This window comes from Pseudomonas trivialis, assembly GCF_001439805.1.
In the GTDB taxonomy this organism is placed as follows: domain Bacteria; phylum Pseudomonadota; class Gammaproteobacteria; order Pseudomonadales; family Pseudomonadaceae; genus Aquipseudomonas; species Aquipseudomonas trivialis.
Genome location: NZ_JYLK01000015.1, coordinates 38,877 through 56,874, shown reverse-complemented (window position 1 = coordinate 56,874; position 17,998 = coordinate 38,877). Strand labels below are relative to the sequence as shown.

15 protein-coding genes are annotated in these 17,998 nt (G+C 60.7%); 5 read left to right on the top strand and 10 right to left on the bottom strand.

What is annotated here, in order from left to right:
- The first annotated feature begins 5 nt into the window (after positions 1–5).
- Positions 6–572, top strand: a complete 567-nt coding sequence (locus tag TU79_RS19705) for a CsiV family protein (protein WP_057009567.1) — start codon at positions 6–8, stop codon at positions 570–572.
- A gap of 9 nt (positions 573–581) precedes the next feature.
- Positions 582–3,287 carry a DEAD/DEAH box helicase gene (locus TU79_RS19700; protein ID WP_057009566.1) on the top strand — a complete coding sequence of 902 codons (2,706 nt, stop codon included), beginning with the start codon at positions 582–584 and terminating at the stop codon, positions 3,285–3,287.
- Positions 3,288–3,436: 149 nt separating this feature from the next.
- Here TU79_RS19700 and nagZ read toward each other — a convergent pair whose 3' ends face one another.
- Entirely contained in the window at positions 3,437–4,447 is a 1,011-nt protein-coding gene (gene nagZ / locus TU79_RS19695) for a beta-N-acetylhexosaminidase (RefSeq protein ID WP_057009565.1), read from the bottom strand.
- 136 nt (positions 4,448–4,583) lie between these two features.
- Positions 4,584–5,291 carry a TetR/AcrR family transcriptional regulator gene (locus TU79_RS19690; RefSeq protein WP_057009564.1) on the bottom strand — a complete coding sequence of 236 codons (708 nt, stop codon included), beginning with the start codon at positions 5,289–5,291 and terminating at the stop codon, positions 4,584–4,586.
- A gap of 263 nt (positions 5,292–5,554) precedes the next feature.
- On the opposite strand from TU79_RS19690, the gene lexA reads away from it, so the two are divergent.
- A complete protein-coding gene (gene lexA / locus TU79_RS19685) occupies positions 5,555–6,163 on the top strand; it encodes a transcriptional repressor LexA (RefSeq protein ID WP_003172575.1) in 609 nt (202 codons plus the stop codon).
- 8 nt (positions 6,164–6,171) lie between these two features.
- Positions 6,172–6,645, top strand: a complete 474-nt coding sequence (gene sulA / locus TU79_RS19680) for an SOS-induced cell division inhibitor SulA (RefSeq protein ID WP_057009563.1) — start codon at positions 6,172–6,174, stop codon at positions 6,643–6,645.
- A gap of 59 nt (positions 6,646–6,704) precedes the next feature.
- On the opposite strand, the gene TU79_RS19675 is transcribed toward sulA, so the two are convergent.
- From TU79_RS19675 to TU79_RS19645, 7 genes are all read right to left on the bottom strand, one after another.
- The gene (locus TU79_RS19675; RefSeq protein ID WP_003234053.1) at positions 6,705–6,938 is read right to left on the bottom strand and encodes a hypothetical protein; all 234 of its coding nucleotides are present in this window, start codon (positions 6,936–6,938) and stop codon (positions 6,705–6,707) included.
- A gap of 338 nt (positions 6,939–7,276) precedes the next feature.
- Positions 7,277–7,798, bottom strand: a complete 522-nt coding sequence (locus tag TU79_RS19670; protein WP_057009562.1) for a DUF6586 family protein — start codon at positions 7,796–7,798, stop codon at positions 7,277–7,279.
- A 115-nt stretch (positions 7,799–7,913) separates the two neighbouring features.
- Positions 7,914–10,535, bottom strand: coding sequence for a type I DNA topoisomerase (gene topA / locus TU79_RS19665; protein ID WP_057009561.1), 2,622 nt, complete (start codon positions 10,533–10,535; stop codon positions 7,914–7,916).
- Between the two features lie 114 nt (positions 10,536–10,649).
- Positions 10,650–10,886, bottom strand: a complete 237-nt coding sequence (locus TU79_RS19660; RefSeq protein ID WP_057009560.1) for a DUF1653 domain-containing protein — start codon at positions 10,884–10,886, stop codon at positions 10,650–10,652.
- 97 nt (positions 10,887–10,983) lie between these two features.
- The gene (gene fadA / locus TU79_RS19655) at positions 10,984–12,159 is read right to left on the bottom strand and encodes an acetyl-CoA C-acyltransferase FadA (protein ID WP_003234046.1); all 1,176 of its coding nucleotides are present in this window, start codon (positions 12,157–12,159) and stop codon (positions 10,984–10,986) included.
- A gap of 29 nt (positions 12,160–12,188) precedes the next feature.
- Positions 12,189–14,336 carry a fatty acid oxidation complex subunit alpha FadB gene (gene fadB / locus TU79_RS19650; RefSeq protein WP_057009559.1) on the bottom strand — a complete coding sequence of 716 codons (2,148 nt, stop codon included), beginning with the start codon at positions 14,334–14,336 and terminating at the stop codon, positions 12,189–12,191.
- Positions 14,337–14,818: 482 nt separating this feature from the next.
- On the bottom strand, positions 14,819–15,256 hold the full coding sequence (locus TU79_RS19645; RefSeq protein WP_057009558.1) for a hypothetical protein: 438 nt from the start codon (positions 15,254–15,256) through the stop codon (positions 14,819–14,821).
- A gap of 106 nt (positions 15,257–15,362) precedes the next feature.
- Here TU79_RS19645 and TU79_RS19640 point away from each other — a divergent pair, with 106 nt between their 5' ends.
- Positions 15,363–15,803, top strand: coding sequence for a universal stress protein (locus TU79_RS19640; RefSeq protein ID WP_043047503.1), 441 nt, complete (start codon positions 15,363–15,365; stop codon positions 15,801–15,803).
- Positions 15,804–15,997: 194 nt separating this feature from the next.
- Here the strand turns inward: TU79_RS19640 and TU79_RS19635 are convergent, their stop codons facing one another.
- Positions 15,998–17,920, bottom strand: a complete 1,923-nt coding sequence (locus TU79_RS19635; RefSeq protein ID WP_057009557.1) for an ATP-binding cassette domain-containing protein — start codon at positions 17,918–17,920, stop codon at positions 15,998–16,000.
- Between the last annotated feature and the right edge of the window lie 78 nt (positions 17,921–17,998).

The following is a 17,998-nucleotide window of genomic DNA, read 5'->3' as shown; positions in this document are numbered from 1 at the left end:
TCCCCATGCGCCTGTTCCGCATCTTGAGCCTGTTGCTGGTGGTCGTGGCGCCTGCGGCATTTGCCGACAGCCCCTACCAGGTGGAGATCATCCTGGTGCGCCAGAACGCAGAACCGGTGATCAACAGCCGTCCCGCCCCGGAAGACTGGGATGCCGGCGCACCGCGCCTGGGCGAGCGCATGAGCCCGCCGCGTTTGGGCAATATCGTCGACAAGCTGCGCGCCGACTCAACCTACACGGTACTGGCGCACAAGGCCTGGGAGCAGAACCTCGGTGAGCAGCCGGTCAACATTGCGATCACTGACGGCGCCGAACAGTTCGGCCAATTCCCCCTCCAGGGTGTGTTGCGCCTGCAACTGGGGCGATTTACCGATATCGACGCGGACTTCTGGATCAACCAGTTCGACGCCAACGGCAGCGTGATCGCCAGCGAACACCTGGCGCAGAAAGACGTGCGCACCAAGAACAATCAGCTCAACTACCTGGACGGCGGCCACCTGGCGCTGCTGATCAAGATCACCTCGCTGACCGCCAAGCCCCCCAGTGCACCGCCGCCGGGCCTTCAGGACTGATCCTGCGCCATGTCCCTGACGCCGTCTTTGACCAAACCCCTGGCCCCGTCGTGGGCCAACCGCTTCAAGGAGCAAAGCCTGGAGCGCGGGCGGCGGTATGCGCTGGAAAACCGCGTGCGCATTGTCGAGTCCGGCGACAGCACCATCGTCGCCAGTTGCGAGGGCTCGGGCAGCAACGTTTATCGCCAGACCATCTCGTTGCGCGAGTCGGCCAAGGGCTCGCTGATTCTGGTGGACAGCCGCTGCACCTGCCCGGTCCACACCAACTGCAAACACATCGCTGCGGTGTTGCTCAAGGTCCAGGAAACCCTGGCCTACCCGGCGGCGGTGCAGGATGCCGAGCTGCTGGGTAAATTGCAGGCCGTGCTCGACAACCGCGTGGTGCTGCCGCAGGTGGTGATGGAGGATGTGCTGCCGGTGCCGCGCCTGTGGCTGGCCAGTGTCGAGTTCAGCGCGTTCGAGCCGCGCAACGGCAAGATGCAGCGCTATATCCAGCACCGTGCGGCGTTGTCGTTCAACTACCTGGGCAACTACGTCAGCGGGCAGAAAAATGCCGACATCATCGTGCGCCAGGAAACCCGGAGCCTGCGCATCAAACGCCACCCGGAGCTTGAGCAACCCTATCGCGAGCACTTGCGCCTGCTCGGTTTCAAGATCGCCACGCGTCAGAGCAAGGCGCTGCCGGAAAGCGCCGGCGAGCTGTTCGAGATGGTCAACGACAGCGCCTGGCTGAACTTCACCCTCAATGCGTCGCCAGGCCTGCGCGCCGAGGGCTGGGAGCTGCAGATCGATGAGGATTTCGGCTTCGACCTGAGCCCGGTGGACGACTGGTACGCCAGCGTCGACGAAGCGCCGGAGCGCGACTGGTTCGACCTGGAGCTGGGCATCATCGTCAACGGCGAACGCCTGAGCCTGCTGCCGATTCTGCTGAACCTGATGCGTTCCCACACCGAAATTCTCAACCCGGAGAAACTGGCGCGGCGCCGCGATGAAGAGCTGATCCTGGTGAATATCCCCGGCCTGCCCAACGGCCACGGACCGCTGCAGGTGGCGCTGCCGTACGGTCGACTCAAACCGGTACTGGCCACCCTCGGCGAGTTCTATCTGCAAGAGCCAGGCACCACCACGTTGCGCCTGGCCAAGGCCGACGCGATTCGGTTGAACCCCTTGCAGGACCTGCCGCTGCAATGGGAAGGCGGCGAAAAGATCCGCAACTTTGCCCAGCGCCTGCGCGACATCAAGGACTTCACCTGCGTCGCGCCCCAAGGCTTGAATGCGACGCTGCGCCCCTACCAGCTCGAAGGCCTGAGCTGGATGCAGTCGCTGCGCCAGTTGGACGTGGGCGGGATTCTGGCGGATGACATGGGCCTGGGCAAAACCCTGCAAACCCTGGCGCATATCCTTACGGAAAAGGCCGCCGGGCGCCTGGACCGGCCGTGCATGGTGGTAATGCCCACCAGCCTGATCCCCAACTGGCTCGACGAAGCCGCGCATTTCACCCCGCAACTCAAGGTGCTGGCGCTGTACGGCGCCGGGCGCAAGAAACACTTCGCGCCCTCGAAGGATCAGAGCCTGCAGGACTACGACCTGCTGCTGACCACCTATGCGCTGCTGCCCAAGGACATCGAACAGCTTGCCGCCCTGCCCTTGCACGTGCTGATCCTCGATGAAGCGCAGTACATCAAAAACCCCAACAGCAAGGCGGCCCAGGCGGCACGCGAGCTGAATGCGCGCCAGCGCCTGTGCCTGAGCGGTACGCCGCTGGAAAACCACCTGGGCGAGTTGTGGTCGTTGTTCCATTTCCTGCTGCCGGGCTGGCTGGGGGACGTCAAAAGCTTCAATCGCGATTACCGCGTGCCCATCGAAAAACGCGCCAGTGAAGTGCGTTTGCAGCACCTCAACGGGCGGATCAAACCTTTCCTGTTGCGGCGCACCAAGGAACAGGTGGCCACCGAACTGCCGCCCAAGACCGAGATCATTCATTGGGTCGATCTCAACGAGGCGCAGCGCGACGTGTACGAAACCATGCGTCTGGCGATGGACAAGAAAGTCCGTGACGAGATCACCCGCAAGGGCGTGGCGCGCAGCCAGATCATCATCCTTGAGGCGCTGCTGAAGTTGCGCCAGGTGTGCTGCGACCTGCGCCTGGTCAACGACGCCACTCTGCCCGCCCAGGGCAGCAGCTCGGGCAAGCTCGACAGCCTGATGCAGATGCTGGAGGAGCTGTTTGCCGAGGGACGCAGAGTACTGCTGTTCTCGCAATTCACCTCGATGCTGAGCCTGATCGAAGGGGAGCTGCAACAACGCGGGATTGCCTACGCCTTGCTCACCGGCCAGACCCGGGATCGGCGTACACCGGTCAAGGACTTCCAGAGTGGCAAGTTGCAGATATTTTTGATCAGCCTCAAGGCCGGTGGCGTCGGCTTGAACCTGACCGAGGCCGACACCGTGATCCACTACGATCCCTGGTGGAACCCGGCCACCGAAAACCAGGCCACCGACCGCGCATACCGCATCGGGCAAGAGAAGCCGGTGTTCGTGTACAAGATGATTGCGCGGGGCACGGTGGAGGAGAAAATCCAGCACCTGCAGAAGGAAAAGTCGGATTTGGCGGCGGGTGTACTGGACGGCCGTACCACCGGGGATTGGCAGTTGGGCAATGACGATATTGAGGCATTGTTTGCGCCGTTGCCCAACAAGCAGGAAAAGCGTTGACCGGATAGAGAGGTTCTGTGGCGAGCGGGCTAGCCCGCGTTGGGCTGCGAAGCAGCCCCAAAACCAGTCTCCGCGCAGTGTCAGATAGGCCGGGGTTTCCTTGATTGGGGGCGCTGCGCGCTCTAGCGCTGGGGCTGCAGCATCTCTTGTTACTCGATCAACTGCGCGTCCCGCAGCGCACCTAACGCCGCCATCCAACGCGGGTCCTGCTTGTAGTCCGTCGACGCAATTGCCTGGCCGCGCATCCGTGCAATGCGCGCAGAGGGCGTGACCTTCATCCGTTGCGCGGCGGTGAGTGCAAGCTCGGCGGCCGCGCGATCATTGCACACCAGCCCCATGTCGCAGCCGGCAGTCAGCGCTGCTTCGATACGGCTGGCGGCGTCGCCGACCACATGGGCGCCGGCCATGGACAGGTCATCGCTGAAAATCACCCCGTCAAATTGCAACTCGCCACGCAAGATGTCCTGCAACCAGCGACGCGAAAAGCCGGCCGGCTGGGCGTCAACCTGCGGGTAGATAACGTGCGCCGGCATCACCGCTGCCAATTGCCGACTCAGGCGCGCGAAAGGCACCAGGTCGTTGGCGCGAATCTGCGCCAGGCTGCGTTCGTCATTGGGAATGGCGACGTGGGAATCCGCCTCGGCCCAGCCGTGGCCGGGGAAGTGTTTGCCGGTGGCGGCCATGCCGGCGCTGTTCATGCCGCGAATAAAGGCCCCGGCGAGCACGGCGGCACGTTCGGGGTCGCCCTCGAAGGAGCGGGTGCCCACCACGGCGCTGCGCTGGTAATCCAGGTCCAGCACCGGGGCGAAGCTCAGGTCCAGGCCAACCGCCAGCACTTCAGTGGCCATGATCCAGCCGCACTGCTCGGCCAGGTATTCGGCGTTGGGGTTGTCCGCCAGCGCACGCATGGCCGGCAGGCGTACAAAACCCTGGCGCAGGCGCTGTACGCGACCGCCTTCCTGATCGACCGCCAGCAGCAGGTCCGGACGCACCGCGCGTATCGCGGCACTCAACTCGCGCACCTGACGCGGGTGCTCGATATTGCGCGCAAAAATGATCAGACCGCCCACCTCGGGCTGGCGCAACAAGTGGCGATCCTCGGCCGTCAGCCATGTGCCGGCAACGTCGACCATCAAAGAACCTTGCAGGGCAGCAGTCATAAACCTTCCTTTAATAACGCGCACAACCCGTCGCACTCATCAGGCACGATGAGCACAACGGGTTGTGCATAAATAGCTGAAATCGGCATGGCGGCTAGCTTAGCGGATGCAAGCGACCACGCACACCCGCAGCGTGTCAAACCTTGACGGGCACTGGCGCAGTTTTGCTGCGTGGGCGCAGTTGGGCGTCTGCCATGGCGGGGTCGGTGACGCCGGTTTCGGCGCGCATGCCGGCCGCAAGGAATGGCACCATCAGGCGCATCACTTGCTCGATGGAGGTGTTGACGCCGAAATCGGTCTCGGCAATCGCGCGCAGTGCCTTGATCCCGGACATGCTGAACGCAGCCGCGCCTAACATGAAGTGCACGCGCCAGAACAGTTCGATGGGCGGAATACGCGGGGCGGCTTCGTTGACCAGCAACATGTAGCGACGGAACACCTTGCCGTACATGTCTTCCAGATAACGGCGCAGGTGGCCCTGACTCTGGCTGAACGCCAGGCCCAGCAAACGCATGAAGATCGACAGGTCGTTACCACTGCGCGGTTGAACCACCAGGGCTTGCTCGACGAGCATCTCCAGCAGGTCTTCAAGACTCGGCTTATGGTCGGCCCTGGCCTGCCGGCGTTCCAGCTCGCGGTCGAGACTGGCACAGAAAGGGCCCAGGAAGCGCGAAAACACCGCCTGGATCAAGGCTTTTTTCGAGCCGAAATGGTAATTCACCGCCGCCAGGTTGACCCCTGCCTTACTGGTGATCAGGCGCAATGAGGTTTCGGCAAATCCTTTCTCCGCGAATAGTTGCTCAGCGGCATCGAGAATGCGTTCAACGGTTTCCGACTGGGCCATGGCTACTCCGCCTGACAAACACTTGTTTGAAACATACGTTTCAAGGTGTGTATTGTCAAGCCTGTGAGTTCGTTTTCCGGCCGGGCAGTCACCCTTTTCATCGTTATTTAATCACATTCTTACGGGTGCGTAGGCAGCGCCACCTCTACCTCGTGGGAAGACTGCCGGATGACCGTCCAGCGGAGGTCTGGAAAAGGATGATTGCCAAGCGCAGTTCACTGTATATAATCCCAGTCACTGTATAAAAAGACAGAGCGATCAACATGCTAAAACTGACGCCACGCCAAGCTGAGATTCTGGCTTTTATCAAGCGCTGCCTCGACGACAACGGCTACCCGCCGACGCGAGCGGAAATTGCGCTGGAGCTGGGGTTCAAATCCCCCAATGCCGCTGAAGAACATCTCAAGGCCCTCGCCCGCAAAGGCGCGATCGAGATGACCCCGGGCGCTTCACGGGGAATCCGCATCCCCGGCTTTGAAGCCAAGGCCGACGAGTCGACCCTGCCGATCATTGGCCGAGTCGCTGCCGGTGCGCCGATCCTTGCGCAGCAGCACGTCGAGGAATCCTGCAACATCAATCCGACGTTCTTTCACCCTCGCGCCGATTACCTGTTGCGGGTACATGGCATGAGCATGAAGGACGTGGGCATCTTCGACGGCGACCTGCTGGCCGTTCACACCACCCGCGAAGCGCGTAACGGCCAAATCGTCGTCGCGCGCATTGGCGATGAAGTGACGGTCAAGCGCTTCAAGCGTGAAGGCAGCAAGGTCTGGCTGCTGGCCGAAAACCCTGAGTTCGCCCCGATTGAAGTGAACCTGAAAGATCAGGATCTGGTGATCGAAGGCTTGAGTGTCGGCGTCATACGCCGCTAGGAGGCATCATGCAGTTCATGCACACACCACAACAGGCACAACTGTCGCTGTTTGAGGCCTTTATGGCTCAACCACTTGCGCCGCTGCTCAAGGAAACGGTCGAGACCCCGTGGGGATCCGAAGCCGAAGCATTCAGTGAATTGTCGTTGCGTGGTGCTGCCGGAAACTGCCTGAGCCTGCTGGCGCCGATTCTTCGGGAATTGAGCGAGGAGCAGGACGCGCGCTGGTTGACGCTGATCGCCCCGCCCGCCAGCCTTACCCAGGCCTGGCTGCGGGACGCGGGCCTTAATCGCGAGCGTATCCTGTTGCTGCAGCCACGCGGCCTGCAAAGCGCGCAGCAATTAACCTGCGAAGCCTTACGCCTGGGCCGTAGCCATACGGTGGTGAGCTGGTTGAATCCTTTGAACTCGACGGCCAAGCAACAGCTGATCAGCGCTGCTCGCACGGGCGATGCGCAGAGTTTGAATATTCGACTGGGGTAAGCAGGGCTTCTGTGGCAAGCAGGATTGTCACAACAAGCCCCCTTACCCTTGGCAATGATTCAGTGAAGCACCTTTGGGCCATCGTCTTTCTCCGGCTCGCCTTCCGCCAGGCGACCGGCCATCTGCACACCTACACTCAACATGGCTTTCGCCACTTCCACGTGCTGGCCTTGCAGGAACGCCTTGGCGTCCTCGGAAAAGTCCAGAATAACCAGAGAACCCTCGTCCTCAGCCCGGCGCAGTTCGATGCGGCCGTCAGGCAGTTCAACAATTTCCAGAAAGGACGTCGGCATAAAAGTCTGTTCTCCACGAAAGGCCGGGATTATATCAGTCATCCACTCGGCTTCGCTGTGGAACTGAAGAGGTTTCTTGACGGCTTGATGAATGGCGCTTTAGCGCAAAAGCATGAGCTATTTCAGGCAACCACACACCTGTGGCGAGCGGGCTCGCCCCGCGTTGGGCTGCGCAGCAGCTCCAAAACCATGTTCTGCGCAGTGTCAGGTACACCGCGTTTTCGTTGATTGGGGGCGCTTCGCACCCCAACGCGGGGCAAGCCCGCTCGCCACAGAGGCCCCGGTTTGCTGCGCGACAGCGCCAAGTCGAAGACTCTGTGAGCATCAGGGACGCCGCTTCAGCACTCGTTCAAACCTTCGCGAAAGCGCAACGCCAGCTTCTTCAACTCCTGGCGCCAGCTTTCCAACTCCTCGCGGCTCAACGGCTTGGGCTCATCGTCTTCCAGCGAAATCGCCACGATCAACGGCTGCGTCACATCCCCCTTGGGCACATGAGGCACACGCGGCGGCTGAAACATGTCGGCATGAGCCTTGAGCAGGCGCGCTATCCAGCTGTCCGGGCTCTGGGTCATCTCCACCAGCTCGGCCAGCTCGGGAATAGCCATACTCTCCAGCACGTCGCGGGTCATGATCAGTTCCGCACGGAGCGCACCGGCCTGCGGCAGGCGGTAGTACCCGGCGATTTCATGGCACAGCCCCAGCAACGCACCATACAGATGAAACAAGGCCGCTTCCCGACCGGCCTGGGTCAGCGCGATAGCGTTCATCTCTTTGCCTTGCTCGGCACGGCCAAGGGCTTCCAGGGACAAACCCGCGAAGTAAATTTTCTGGTTGGTACGGGTATAGAGTTCGTTGGCCATGACGGCAATCTCCACAACGAATAAGCCTGGTGCTGACAGTGTGGGAGCAAACGCGCTCCTACAAAAAGCAAAAGCCGTCTATACAGACGGCTTTCAACCTTAACAGACTAGCGAATCAAGCGCCCTGGCGCTTGTCCTCCACCTTCCACTTGCCACCGTCGTAGAAGGCTTTCCAGCCCGTCGGCTTGCCGTCCACTTCGGTCTGCACGTACTGCTCCTTGGTTTTGCGGCTGTAGCGGATCACGGCTGGACGACCATCCGGGTCCTTCTTCGGCGCTTCACACAGGAAGTGGTACTTGGGATCGATTTCGTCTTTGTGCGGCACGATTTCCAGCACCAGCGGTGCACGGGTCTCGCGGTTTTTCGGGAACTGGCTCGCAGCCAGGAACAGCCCCGACGCACCGTCGCGCAGGATGTAGGTATCGTTGACCTTCTCGCACTTGAGCTCGGGCATTTTCACCGGGTCCATCTTCGGTGGTGCGGCGTCACCACTTTTGAGCAGCTTGCGGGTGTTCTTGCAGGTCGGGTTGGTGCAACCGAAGAACTTGCCGAAACGGCCGGTCTTGAGCTGCATTTCGCTGCCGCACTTGTCACATTCCAGGCTCGGACCTTCATAGCCCTTGATGCGGTAGGTACCCTCTTCAATCTCGTAACCGTTGCAATCGGGGTTATTACCGCAGATGTGCAGCTTGTGCTTCTCGTCCAGCAGGTAAGCGTCCATCGCCGTGCTGCAGATCGGGCAGCGATGCTTGCCGCGCAGCACCAACGACTCGGACTCACCCTCGTCATCGGCGGCGATTTCATCGCCCGGCACCAGGTTGACCGTGGCCTTGCAGCGCTCCTTGGGCGGCAGGCTGTAGCCCGAGCAGCCGAGGAACACGCCGGTGGACGCAGTCCGAATCTGCATTGGCCGGCCGCAGGTCAGGCATGGAATGTCGGTCATCACCGGCTGGTTGGCGCGCATGCCGGTGTCAGGGCTTTCGGCCACTTCGAGCTTCTTCTTGAAGTCGCCGTAGAACTCGTCCAGCACGTTTTTCCAGTCGCGCTCGCCCTGGGCCACGTCATCGAGGTTCTCTTCCATGCCGGCGGTAAAGCCGTAGTCCATGAGGTTGGAGAAGCTCTCGGACAGACGCTCGGTGACGATATCGCCCATCTTCTCCGAATAGAAACGACGGTTGTGCAGCGCCACGTAACCACGGTCCTGGATGGTGGAGATGATCGCCGCGTAGGTCGAAGGACGACCAATGCCACGTTTTTCCATCTCTTTCACCAGGCTGGCTTCCGAATAACGGGCCGGTGGCTTGGTGAAGTGCTGGGACGGATCGAGCTTGATCAGCTTCAGCGTGTCGCCCTGAGCCATGTCCGGCAGTACATCGTCATCGCCCGGCTTGGCGATTTGCGGCATCACGCGGGTATAGCCGTCGAACTTGAGGATACGGCCCTTGGCACGCAGCTCGAAGTCGCCGGCACCCACGCTCACCGTGGTGGACAGGTACTGCGCCGGCAGCATCTGGCACGCCAGGAACTGGCGCCAGATCAGCTCGTACAGGCGCTCGGCGTCGCGTTCCATGCCGCTCAGCTTGCTCGGCTCGGTGTTGGCGTCGGAAGGACGAATCGCTTCGTGAGCCTCCTGGGCGCCTTCCTTGCTGCTGTAGACGTTCGGCTTCTCCGGCAGGTACTTCTTGCCGAATTCGCTTTCGATATAGGTGCGCGCCATTGCCAACGAGTCCTGGGACAGGTTGGTGGAGTCGGTACGCATATAGGTGATGTAGCCGGCTTCGTACAGACGCTGGGCCATCATCATGGTTTTCTTCACACCGAAGCCCAGACGATTGCTCGCGGCCTGTTGCAGGGTGGAAGTGATGAACGGCGCGGAGGGCTTGCTGCTGGTCGGCTTGTCTTCGCGCTTGACGATGCTGTAGCTGGAGGCCTTGAGCTTCTCCAGCGCGGCCATCGCCTGGGCTTCGTTCAGCGGCTTGAACGCCTCGCCTTTCTCGCGGGCCACCTCAAAGCGCACATTGTTGCCCTTGGCGGTGCCGAGGTCGGCGTGGACTTCCCAGTACTCCTCGGGGTTGAACGCACGAATCTCGCGCTCACGTTCCACCACCAGCTTGACCGCTACCGATTGCACCCGGCCAGCGGACAAGCCACGGGCGATCTTTGCCCACAGCAGCGGCGAGACCATGTAACCGACCACGCGGTCGAGGAAGCGACGCGCCTGCTGAGCGTTGACCCGGTCGATGTCCAGCTCGCCCGGTTTGGAGAAGGCTTCCTGGATGGCTTTCTTGGTGATTTCGTTGAACACCACCCGCTTGTAGCGGCTGTCATCACCACCAATGGCTTCGCGCAGGTGCCAGGCAATGGCTTCCCCTTCGCGGTCCAAGTCCGTCGCGAGATAGATGGTGTCGGCATCCTTGGCGAGCCGGCGCAGCTCTTCGATGACCTTTTCCTTGCCCGGAAGGATTTCGTACTTGGCCTTCCAGCCATGATCCGGGTCCACACCCATGCGCGAGACCAGCTGCTTGCGCGCTTTCTCTTTTGGCGTGAGTACCGGACCTTCGCCCGCGGCGGCCTTGCCGCGCTTGGCGGCAGGCTCCTTGCTGGCGCTAGCCGAACCGCTGGTGGGCAGGTCTCGGATATGGCCGATACTCGACTTCACCACGTACTCGTTGCCCAAGTACTTGTTGATGGTCTTGGCCTTAGCCGGGGATTCCACAATGACCAGCGATTTGCCCATGGATCGGAAAATTCCTGAATTCGAGAAGTGAAAGGCAGTTGGCGCCTGACGCGGCAACGCTATATATAGTGGCGACAAGGTGAGGTCAAGCGCAGCATTCTGCGCAACCTGCCGTTATTGCCCTGAAAAAAGACTGGGTTCGGCCTGCACCAAAGCAAAGCGCGGGACCTGCTCGCCGTCAACTTCGACGGACTCCACGAACATGCTCAAGGGACGCACCCAAAAGCCGTAATCGCCATACAGTGCTTGGTAAAACACCACTTGCTCTTCGGTTTCGGAGTGCCGCGCCACACTGAAAACACGGTATTGCGGACCTTTATAATGCTGGTAGAGCCCTGGTTCGACTTTCATGCTGTGGCCCCCTCACAAAATTCGTTAAAAAAAATATTACAAAACGCCAAAAAACAAAAACCGGGGCACTGGGCCCCGGCGTTCCGTCAAGCAACGCTTAGACGCGTTCGAAGACGGTGGAGATGCCTTGGCCAAGACCAATGCACATGGTTGCAACACCCAGGTTGCCGCCATTCTGCTTCATCACGTTAAGCAAAGTACCGGAGATACGTGCACCGGAGCAACCAAACGGGTGACCCAGGGCGATTGCGCCGCCGTGCAGGTTAACCTTCTCGTTCATCTTGTCGAGTACTTTCAAATCTTTCAGCACCGGCAGGGCCTGTGCGGCGAAAGCTTCGTTGAGCTCGAAGAAGTCGATATCGGCGATGGTCAGGCCTGCGCGCTTCAAGGCTTTTTGTGTGGCCGGAACCGGACCATAGCCCATGATCGCCGGGTCCACACCCGCCACAGCCATCGAACGAATCACCGCCATCGGCTGGATACCCAGGTCCTGGGCACGCTGCGCCGACATCACGATCATGCACGAGGCACCGTCGGTGATTTGCGACGACGTACCGGCCGTTACGGTGCCGCCCTTTGGATTGAACGCCGGCTTCAAGGCCGCCAGGCTTTCCAGGGTGGTATCCGGACGGATGGTTTCGTCGTAGTCGAACAGTTTGAGGAAACCGTTCTCGTCGTAGCCGTTCATCGGGATGATTTCATCCTTGAACTTGCCTTCCACCGTCGCCTTGTGGGCGAGTTGGTGAGAACGCAGGCCGAACGCATCCTGGGCTTCACGGGTGATGCCGTGCATCTTGCCGAGCATTTCGGCGGTGAGGCCCATCATGCCCGACGCTTTTGCCGCGTACAGCGACATGTGCGGGTTGGGATCGACGCCGTGCATCATGCTCACGTGGCCCATGTGCTCCACGCCGCCGACCACGAACACATCACCGTTGCCGGTCATGATCGCCTGCGCAGCGGTGTGCAGCGCGCTCATCGACGAACCGCACAGGCGGCTTACCGTCTGGCCCGCTGCGGTGTGCGGGATCTGGGTCATCAACGACGCCATGCGCGCAATGTTCCAGCCCTGTTCCAGGGTCTGGTTGACGCAGCCCCAGATCACGTCTTCGACTTCGTTAGGATCAACCTTGACGTTGCGTTCCAGCAATTTGCTGATCAGGTGCGCCGACATGTCCTCGGCGCGGGTGTTGCGGTGCATGCCGCCCTTGGAGCGGCCCATCGGGGTGCGACCAAAGTCGACAATCACGACGTCTCTTGGATTCAAGCTCATAAATAGTCTCGCTCTAGTGTCCGGGGCGCTTAACCGAAGAAGCTCTGGCCGTTTTTGGCCATTTCACGCAGCTTCGCAGTCGGGTGGTACAGCGGGCCCAGCTCAGCGTATTTGTCAGCCAGGGCAACGAACTCGGCCACACCGATCGAGTCGATGTAACGCAGCGCACCGCCACGGAACGGAGGGAAGCCAATACCGTACACCAGGCCCATGTCGGCTTCGGCGGCGGTTTCGACGATGCCGTCTTCCAGGCAACGCACGGTTTCCAGGCACAGGGCGATCATCATCCAGTTGACGATATCCTCGTCGGACACCTCACGCTGCTCATGGATGACCGGCGCCAGCACTTCGTGCACCGACGGGTCGGCCACTTTCTTCTGCTTGCCCTTCTTGTCCGTCTCGTAGGCGTAGAAGCCCTTGCCGTTCTTCTGGCCCAGGCGCTTGGCCTCGTACAGCGCGTCAATCGCCGAGCGGCGGTCGTCTTTCATGCGGTCCGGGAAGCCCTCAGCCATCACGTCACGACCGTGGTGGCCGGTGTCGATGCCGACCACGTCCATCAGGTACGCCGGACCCATCGGCCAGCCGAATTTTTCCATCACCTTGTCGATGCGCACGAAGTCCACGCCGGCGCTGACCAGCTTGGCGAAACCACCGAAGTACGGGAACAGCACGCGGTTGACCAGGAAGCCCGGGCAGTCGTTGACCACAATCGGGTTCTTGCCCATTTTCTTGGCGTAGGCCACGGTGGTGGCAACGGCCAGCTCACTGGACTTCTCGCCACGGATCACTTCCACCAGCGGCATCATGTGCACCGGGTTGAAGAAGTGCATGCCGACGAAATTTTCCGGACGCTTGAGGGCCTGGGCCAGCAGCGAAATGGAAATGGTCGACGTGTTGGAGGCCAGGATGGTGTCGTCCTTGACCTGGGCTTCCACTTCGGCCAGCACGGCCTGCTTGACCTTCGGGTTTTCGACGACGGCTTCGACCACCAGATCGACGTGACCGAAGTCACCGTAGGACAGCGTGGGACGAATGCCGTTAAGCACTTCAGCCATTTTCGCCGCGGTCATGCGACCTTTGTCCACGCGGCCGACCAGCAGCTTGGCGGCTTCCGCCAGGCCTTGCTCGATACCGTGCTCGTTGATGTCTTTCATCAGGATCGGCGTGCCCTTGGACGCCGACTGATAGGCGATACCGCCGCCCATGATCCCGGCGCCGAGTACGGCAGCCTGTTTCACGTCTTTGGCAATCTCGTCGTAGGCCTTGGCTTTTTTCTTCAGTTCCTGATCGTTCAGGAACAGGCCGATCAGGCTCTGGGCCGCCGAGGTCTTCGCCAGTTTGACAAAACCGGCCGCTTCCACTTCCAGGGCCTTGTCGCGACCGAAGTTCGCCGCCTTCTGAATGGTCTTGATCGCTTCCACCGGCGCCGGGTAGTTAGGGCCGGCCTGACCCGCCACGAAACCCTTGGCGGTTTCGAACGACATCATTTGTTCGATGGCGTTGAGCTTGAGTTTTTCCAGCTTCGGCTGACGCTTGGCCTTGTAGTCAAATTCGCCGCTGATGGCACCCTTGATCAGGTTCAGTGCAGCTTCAGCCAACTTGTCCGGGGCAACCACGGCATCGACGGCACCGACTTTGAGTGCGTCTTCAGCATTGTTTTCCTTGCCGGCGGCGATCCACTCGATGGCGTTGTCGGCACCGATCAGGCGCGGCAGGCGCACGGTGCCGCCAAAGCCCGGGTAGATGCCCAGCTTGACTTCGGGCAGGCCGACTTTGGCCGTCGCCGACATCACGCGAAAGTCTGCGGCCAGGCACATTTCCAGGCCGCCGCCCAGCGCGATGCCGTTGATCGCGGCAACGGTGGGTACGTTGAGGTCTTCGAAATCGCTGAAAATCTTGTTGGCTTCGAGGTTGCCGGCCACAAGCTCCGCATCGGGCAGCTTGAAGTTGTCGACGAATTCGGTGATGTCAGCGCCGACGATGAACACGTCCTTGCCGCTGGAAACGATCACGCCCTTGACCGAAGCATCCGCTTTGATGGTGTCCACGGCCTGACGCAGTTCGTTCAGGGTTAGACGGTTGAACTTGTTGACGGACTCACCCTTGAGGTCGAATTTCAGTTCGACGATGCCACTTTCAAGAGCCTTAACCGTGATGGCTTTACCTTCGTAAATCATCAACTGATCTCCACGATATGGAAGCTGAACAGTACACACTGGACGCTGGCCTAGGGTTGGACATTGAGGGTTTGCTCAATGTACACGCCCATCCGCCAGGCACACCCGCCAATGCGATAGTCGGGGCTATGTATGAAGCATCTGACAGACAAACGCTCAATTCATACGCCCGTTTGATTTGGGTACGCCACCTTCATCCAATTCCGGGTAATTGTCAATCGCTCCAAAGGCCAGTAAAAACACGACTTTCCAGTCATTTCAGGAACCACAACCCTAGCCCCGCTCAGAAGGAATATTCAATTATTCACTGAATCAATAATGCAATGATTAGGGAAAAGAGCTGTACAGAATGGGTAAGCCCGCCAAGCGAGCGAGTACCTTACTGCGCCAGGATGAACATCCGACGCGACAAACGGAATTTACCGGCCTGCCTGGCCAACTCCAGCCCGATGATGACTGTCGGGCTTTTTATTGCGCGGCTTTCAGGCCAGGCTCTTGAGCAGCGCGTCTATGTCTTTGAGCACACTCGCCTCGCCCTTTTCGCCCCAGTAAACGGCGATCATCTGCCTGTCAGCCTCGACCTTGTAGACATTGGCCGGCAGCGGTGCGAAGTGCGCCAGCAAGGCCTGGTCCACGCACACCTCGCGCCACTGGTTGACCCACACACCCGGCTCCAGTTGCCAGTAGCTCCACAGTGCCGGCGCAGTGCCGCGTCGTGGCCGGCAATACTGCGCGCAGGGGCTTGGCGGTTCGTGTTTGAGCCAGTGCGGCCACTCCTGCGGCGCCAGTTGCATGGCCAGGCCGATGCGTCGCGCTTCCATGCGCAGCGCCATGCGTCCGCTCTGCTGGCGCGACGGGCGCAGCCACGCCAGGGGGCTTAGAACCACCAGAAGGATTGACACCACTATCCAGACCGTCATATGAAGTACCCCCGAATTTCCAGATGAGCGGATTTGACCTGACGCAACCGCATCCGCTTGAAAGCAGCCATACTGAAGTTATTGCAGTCCCTTGGAGGAACGCCTCATGCCCTACAAACATATTCTGGTCGCTGTCGATCTGACCGAAGAGTGCGATCCGGTGATCAAGCGCGCGCAGGAATCTGCATTGGCCAATGGCGCCATACTGTCGCTGGTGCATATCGTCGAGCCCATGGCCATGGCCTTTGGCGGTGACGTACCGATGGACCTTTCCCAGTTGCAGCAACAACAATTTGACCAGGCCAAGGAGCGCCTGGACCGTTTGATTCTCAAATACCCTCACCTGAAAAAGGAAGACTGCCACCTGACATACGGCCAACCGCGCCAGGAAATCCACCACTTGGCCAAGGAAAAGGCTTGCGACTTGATCGTGGTGGGTAGCCATGGTCGTCACGGTTTGGCGTTGTTGCTGGGCTCTACTGCCAATGATGTACTGCACGGCGCGCCGTGCGATGTACTGGCCGTCAAGCTGGTAAAAAATTCGTAAGACCGATGGAAGCTAATGTGGGAGGGGCTTGCCCCCGATGGCGGCGGGTCAGTTACAGGTGTATCCACTGACACTCCCTAATCGGGGGCAAGTCGAATCGTCGCACCGCCCCTCCCACATTTTGAATCGCATTTCATATAAAAAACCCGGTGCTCATCAAATGAACACCGGGTTTTTTAGTGCCTGCCGATCAATCAGGCATCCAGCTCGGCCCAACGCTCAACCAGCACTTCCAGCTCCTGGTTCAACGTTTCCAGGGAGGCGATGACCTTGGCGGTGTCTGCCGCCGGACGCAGGTAGAAACCCGCGTCAGCCATTTCTGCTTCGACTGCGGCGATCTGCTGCTCCTTGGCCTCGATCTCCCCCGGCAAGGCTTCCAGCTCGCGCTGCAGCTTGTAGCTGAGCTTCTTCCTGGCCACCGGCGCTGCGTCCTGCGCGGGCGCAGGTGCGGCCGCCACCGGTGCAACCACGGCGGAGGCCAGGTCGGCCTTGCCGGACTTGCTTTCGGTGACGCCCAGCAAACGCGGCGAACCACCCTGGCGCAGCCAGTCCTGATAACCACCGACGTATTCACGCACCTTGCCTTCACCTTCGAAGACCAGCGTGCTGGTGACCACGTTGTCGAGAAATGCCCGGTCGTGACTGACCATCAGCACGGTGCCGTTGAAGGTCAGCAGCACTTCTTCCAGCAGTTCGAGGGTTTCCACGTCGAGGTCGTTGGTCGGTTCATCGAGCACCAGCAGGTTGGCCGGTTTGCTGAACAGCTTGGCCAGCAACAGGCGCGCACGCTCACCGCCAGACAACGCCTTGACCGGCGTGCGCGCACGCTGGGGGCTGAACAGGAAGTCGCCGAGGTAGCTCAGCACGTGGCGGCTCTGGCCGTCGATGTCGATAAAGTCGCGGCCTTCGGCGACGTTGTCGATCACGGTTTTTTCCAGGTCCAACTGGTGGCGCAACTGGTCGAAGTAGGCCACGTCGATACGCGTGCCCTCTTCCACCTTGCCGCTGGTCGGTTGCAGGCCATTGAGCATCAGCTTGAGCAAGGTGGTCTTGCCGGTGCCGTTGGCGCCCAGCAGACCGATACGGTCGCCGCGTGCCAGCACCATGGAGAAGTCCTTGATCAGCAACGGACCGCCCGGGTGATGGAAGCTGACGTTCTCCAGCACCATCACCTGCTTGCCCGACTTGTCGGCGGTGTCCAGCTGGATATTGGCCTTGCCGGTGCGCTCGCGACGCTCACCACGCTCAACACGCAAGGCCTTGAGTGCGCGCACACGGCCCTCGTTACGGGTGCGGCGCGCCTTGATGCCCTGGCGGATCCAGACTTCTTCCTGGGCCAGCTTCTTGTCGAACAGCGCGTTGGCGGTTTCTTCAGCGGACAGCGCAGCCTCTTTGTGCACCAGGAAGCTGGCGTAATCGCCGTTCCAGTCGATCAGACCACCACGGTCCAGCTCAAGGATGCGCGTGGCCAGGCTCTGCAGGAACGCCCGGTCGTGCGTGATGAACAGCACGGCGCCCTGGAAGTCCTTGATGGCTTCTTCAAGCCAGGCGATAGCGCCGATGTCCAGGTGGTTGGTCGGCTCGTCGAGCAGCAGCAGATCCGGCTCGGACACCAGCGCCTGGGCCAGCAGTACGCGACGACGCCAGCCGCCGGACAACTCGGCGAGGGTCTTGTCGGCCGGCAGCTGCAGGCGGCTGAGGGTGCTGTCGACCAGTTGCTGCAAGCGCCAGCCGTCACGGGCTTCCAGCGCCTGCTGCACGTGCATCAGCTTGTCCAGGTCCTCTTCGGTGACGCAGTTCTGCGCCAGGTGATGGTATTGCGCGAGCAACTCGCCCACGCCATCAAGGCCTTCGGCGACCACGTCGAACACGGTCCGTCCGTCGGCCACCGGCAATTCCTGCGGCAATTCGCCGATCTTGAGGCCCGGAGCGCGCCAGACAGAGCCGTCATCGGGCTTCTGATCGCCCTTTACCAGCTTCATCATGCTCGACTTGCCGGTGCCGTTGCGGCCGATGATGCACACCCGCTCACCACGGGCGATCTGCCAGGACACCTTGTCCAACAACGGCATAGCGCCGAAAGCAAGGGACACATCGCTGAATTTGAGCAGGGTCATACACTTCTCCAAAAACCGGGCGCGCATTCTACCTGAGTTGAGGGTGGGATGCGGCCGGCTTTTTCGATGTCGACACGT

Bases quoted from the DNA above. Each gene is read 5' to 3' on its own strand.
- TU79_RS19705 (WP_057009567.1), top strand. From the start codon at position 6: ATGCGCCTGTTCCGCATCTTGAGCCTGTTGCTGGTGGTCGTGGCGCCT.
- TU79_RS19700 (WP_057009566.1), top strand. From the start codon at position 582: ATGTCCCTGACGCCGTCTTTGACCAAACCCCTGGCCCCGTCGTGGGCC.
- nagZ (WP_057009565.1), bottom strand. From the start codon at position 4,447: ATGACTGCTGCCCTGCAAGGTTCTTTGATGGTCGACGTTGCCGGCACA.
- TU79_RS19690 (WP_057009564.1), bottom strand. From the start codon at position 5,291: ATGGCCCAGTCGGAAACCGTTGAACGCATTCTCGATGCCGCTGAGCAA.
- lexA (WP_003172575.1), top strand. From the start codon at position 5,555: ATGCTAAAACTGACGCCACGCCAAGCTGAGATTCTGGCTTTTATCAAG.
- sulA (WP_057009563.1), top strand. From the start codon at position 6,172: ATGCAGTTCATGCACACACCACAACAGGCACAACTGTCGCTGTTTGAG.
- TU79_RS19675 (WP_003234053.1), bottom strand. From the start codon at position 6,938: ATGCCGACGTCCTTTCTGGAAATTGTTGAACTGCCTGACGGCCGCATC.
- TU79_RS19670 (WP_057009562.1), bottom strand. From the start codon at position 7,798: ATGGCCAACGAACTCTATACCCGTACCAACCAGAAAATTTACTTCGCG.
- topA (WP_057009561.1), bottom strand. From the start codon at position 10,535: ATGGGCAAATCGCTGGTCATTGTGGAATCCCCGGCTAAGGCCAAGACC.
- TU79_RS19660 (WP_057009560.1), bottom strand. From the start codon at position 10,886: ATGAAAGTCGAACCAGGGCTCTACCAGCATTATAAAGGTCCGCAATAC.
- fadA (WP_003234046.1), bottom strand. From the start codon at position 12,159: ATGAGCTTGAATCCAAGAGACGTCGTGATTGTCGACTTTGGTCGCACC.
- fadB (WP_057009559.1), bottom strand. From the start codon at position 14,336: ATGATTTACGAAGGTAAAGCCATCACGGTTAAGGCTCTTGAAAGTGGC.
- TU79_RS19645 (WP_057009558.1), bottom strand. From the start codon at position 15,256: ATGACGGTCTGGATAGTGGTGTCAATCCTTCTGGTGGTTCTAAGCCCC.
- TU79_RS19640 (WP_043047503.1), top strand. From the start codon at position 15,363: ATGCCCTACAAACATATTCTGGTCGCTGTCGATCTGACCGAAGAGTGC.
- TU79_RS19635 (WP_057009557.1), bottom strand. From the start codon at position 17,920: ATGACCCTGCTCAAATTCAGCGATGTGTCCCTTGCTTTCGGCGCTATG.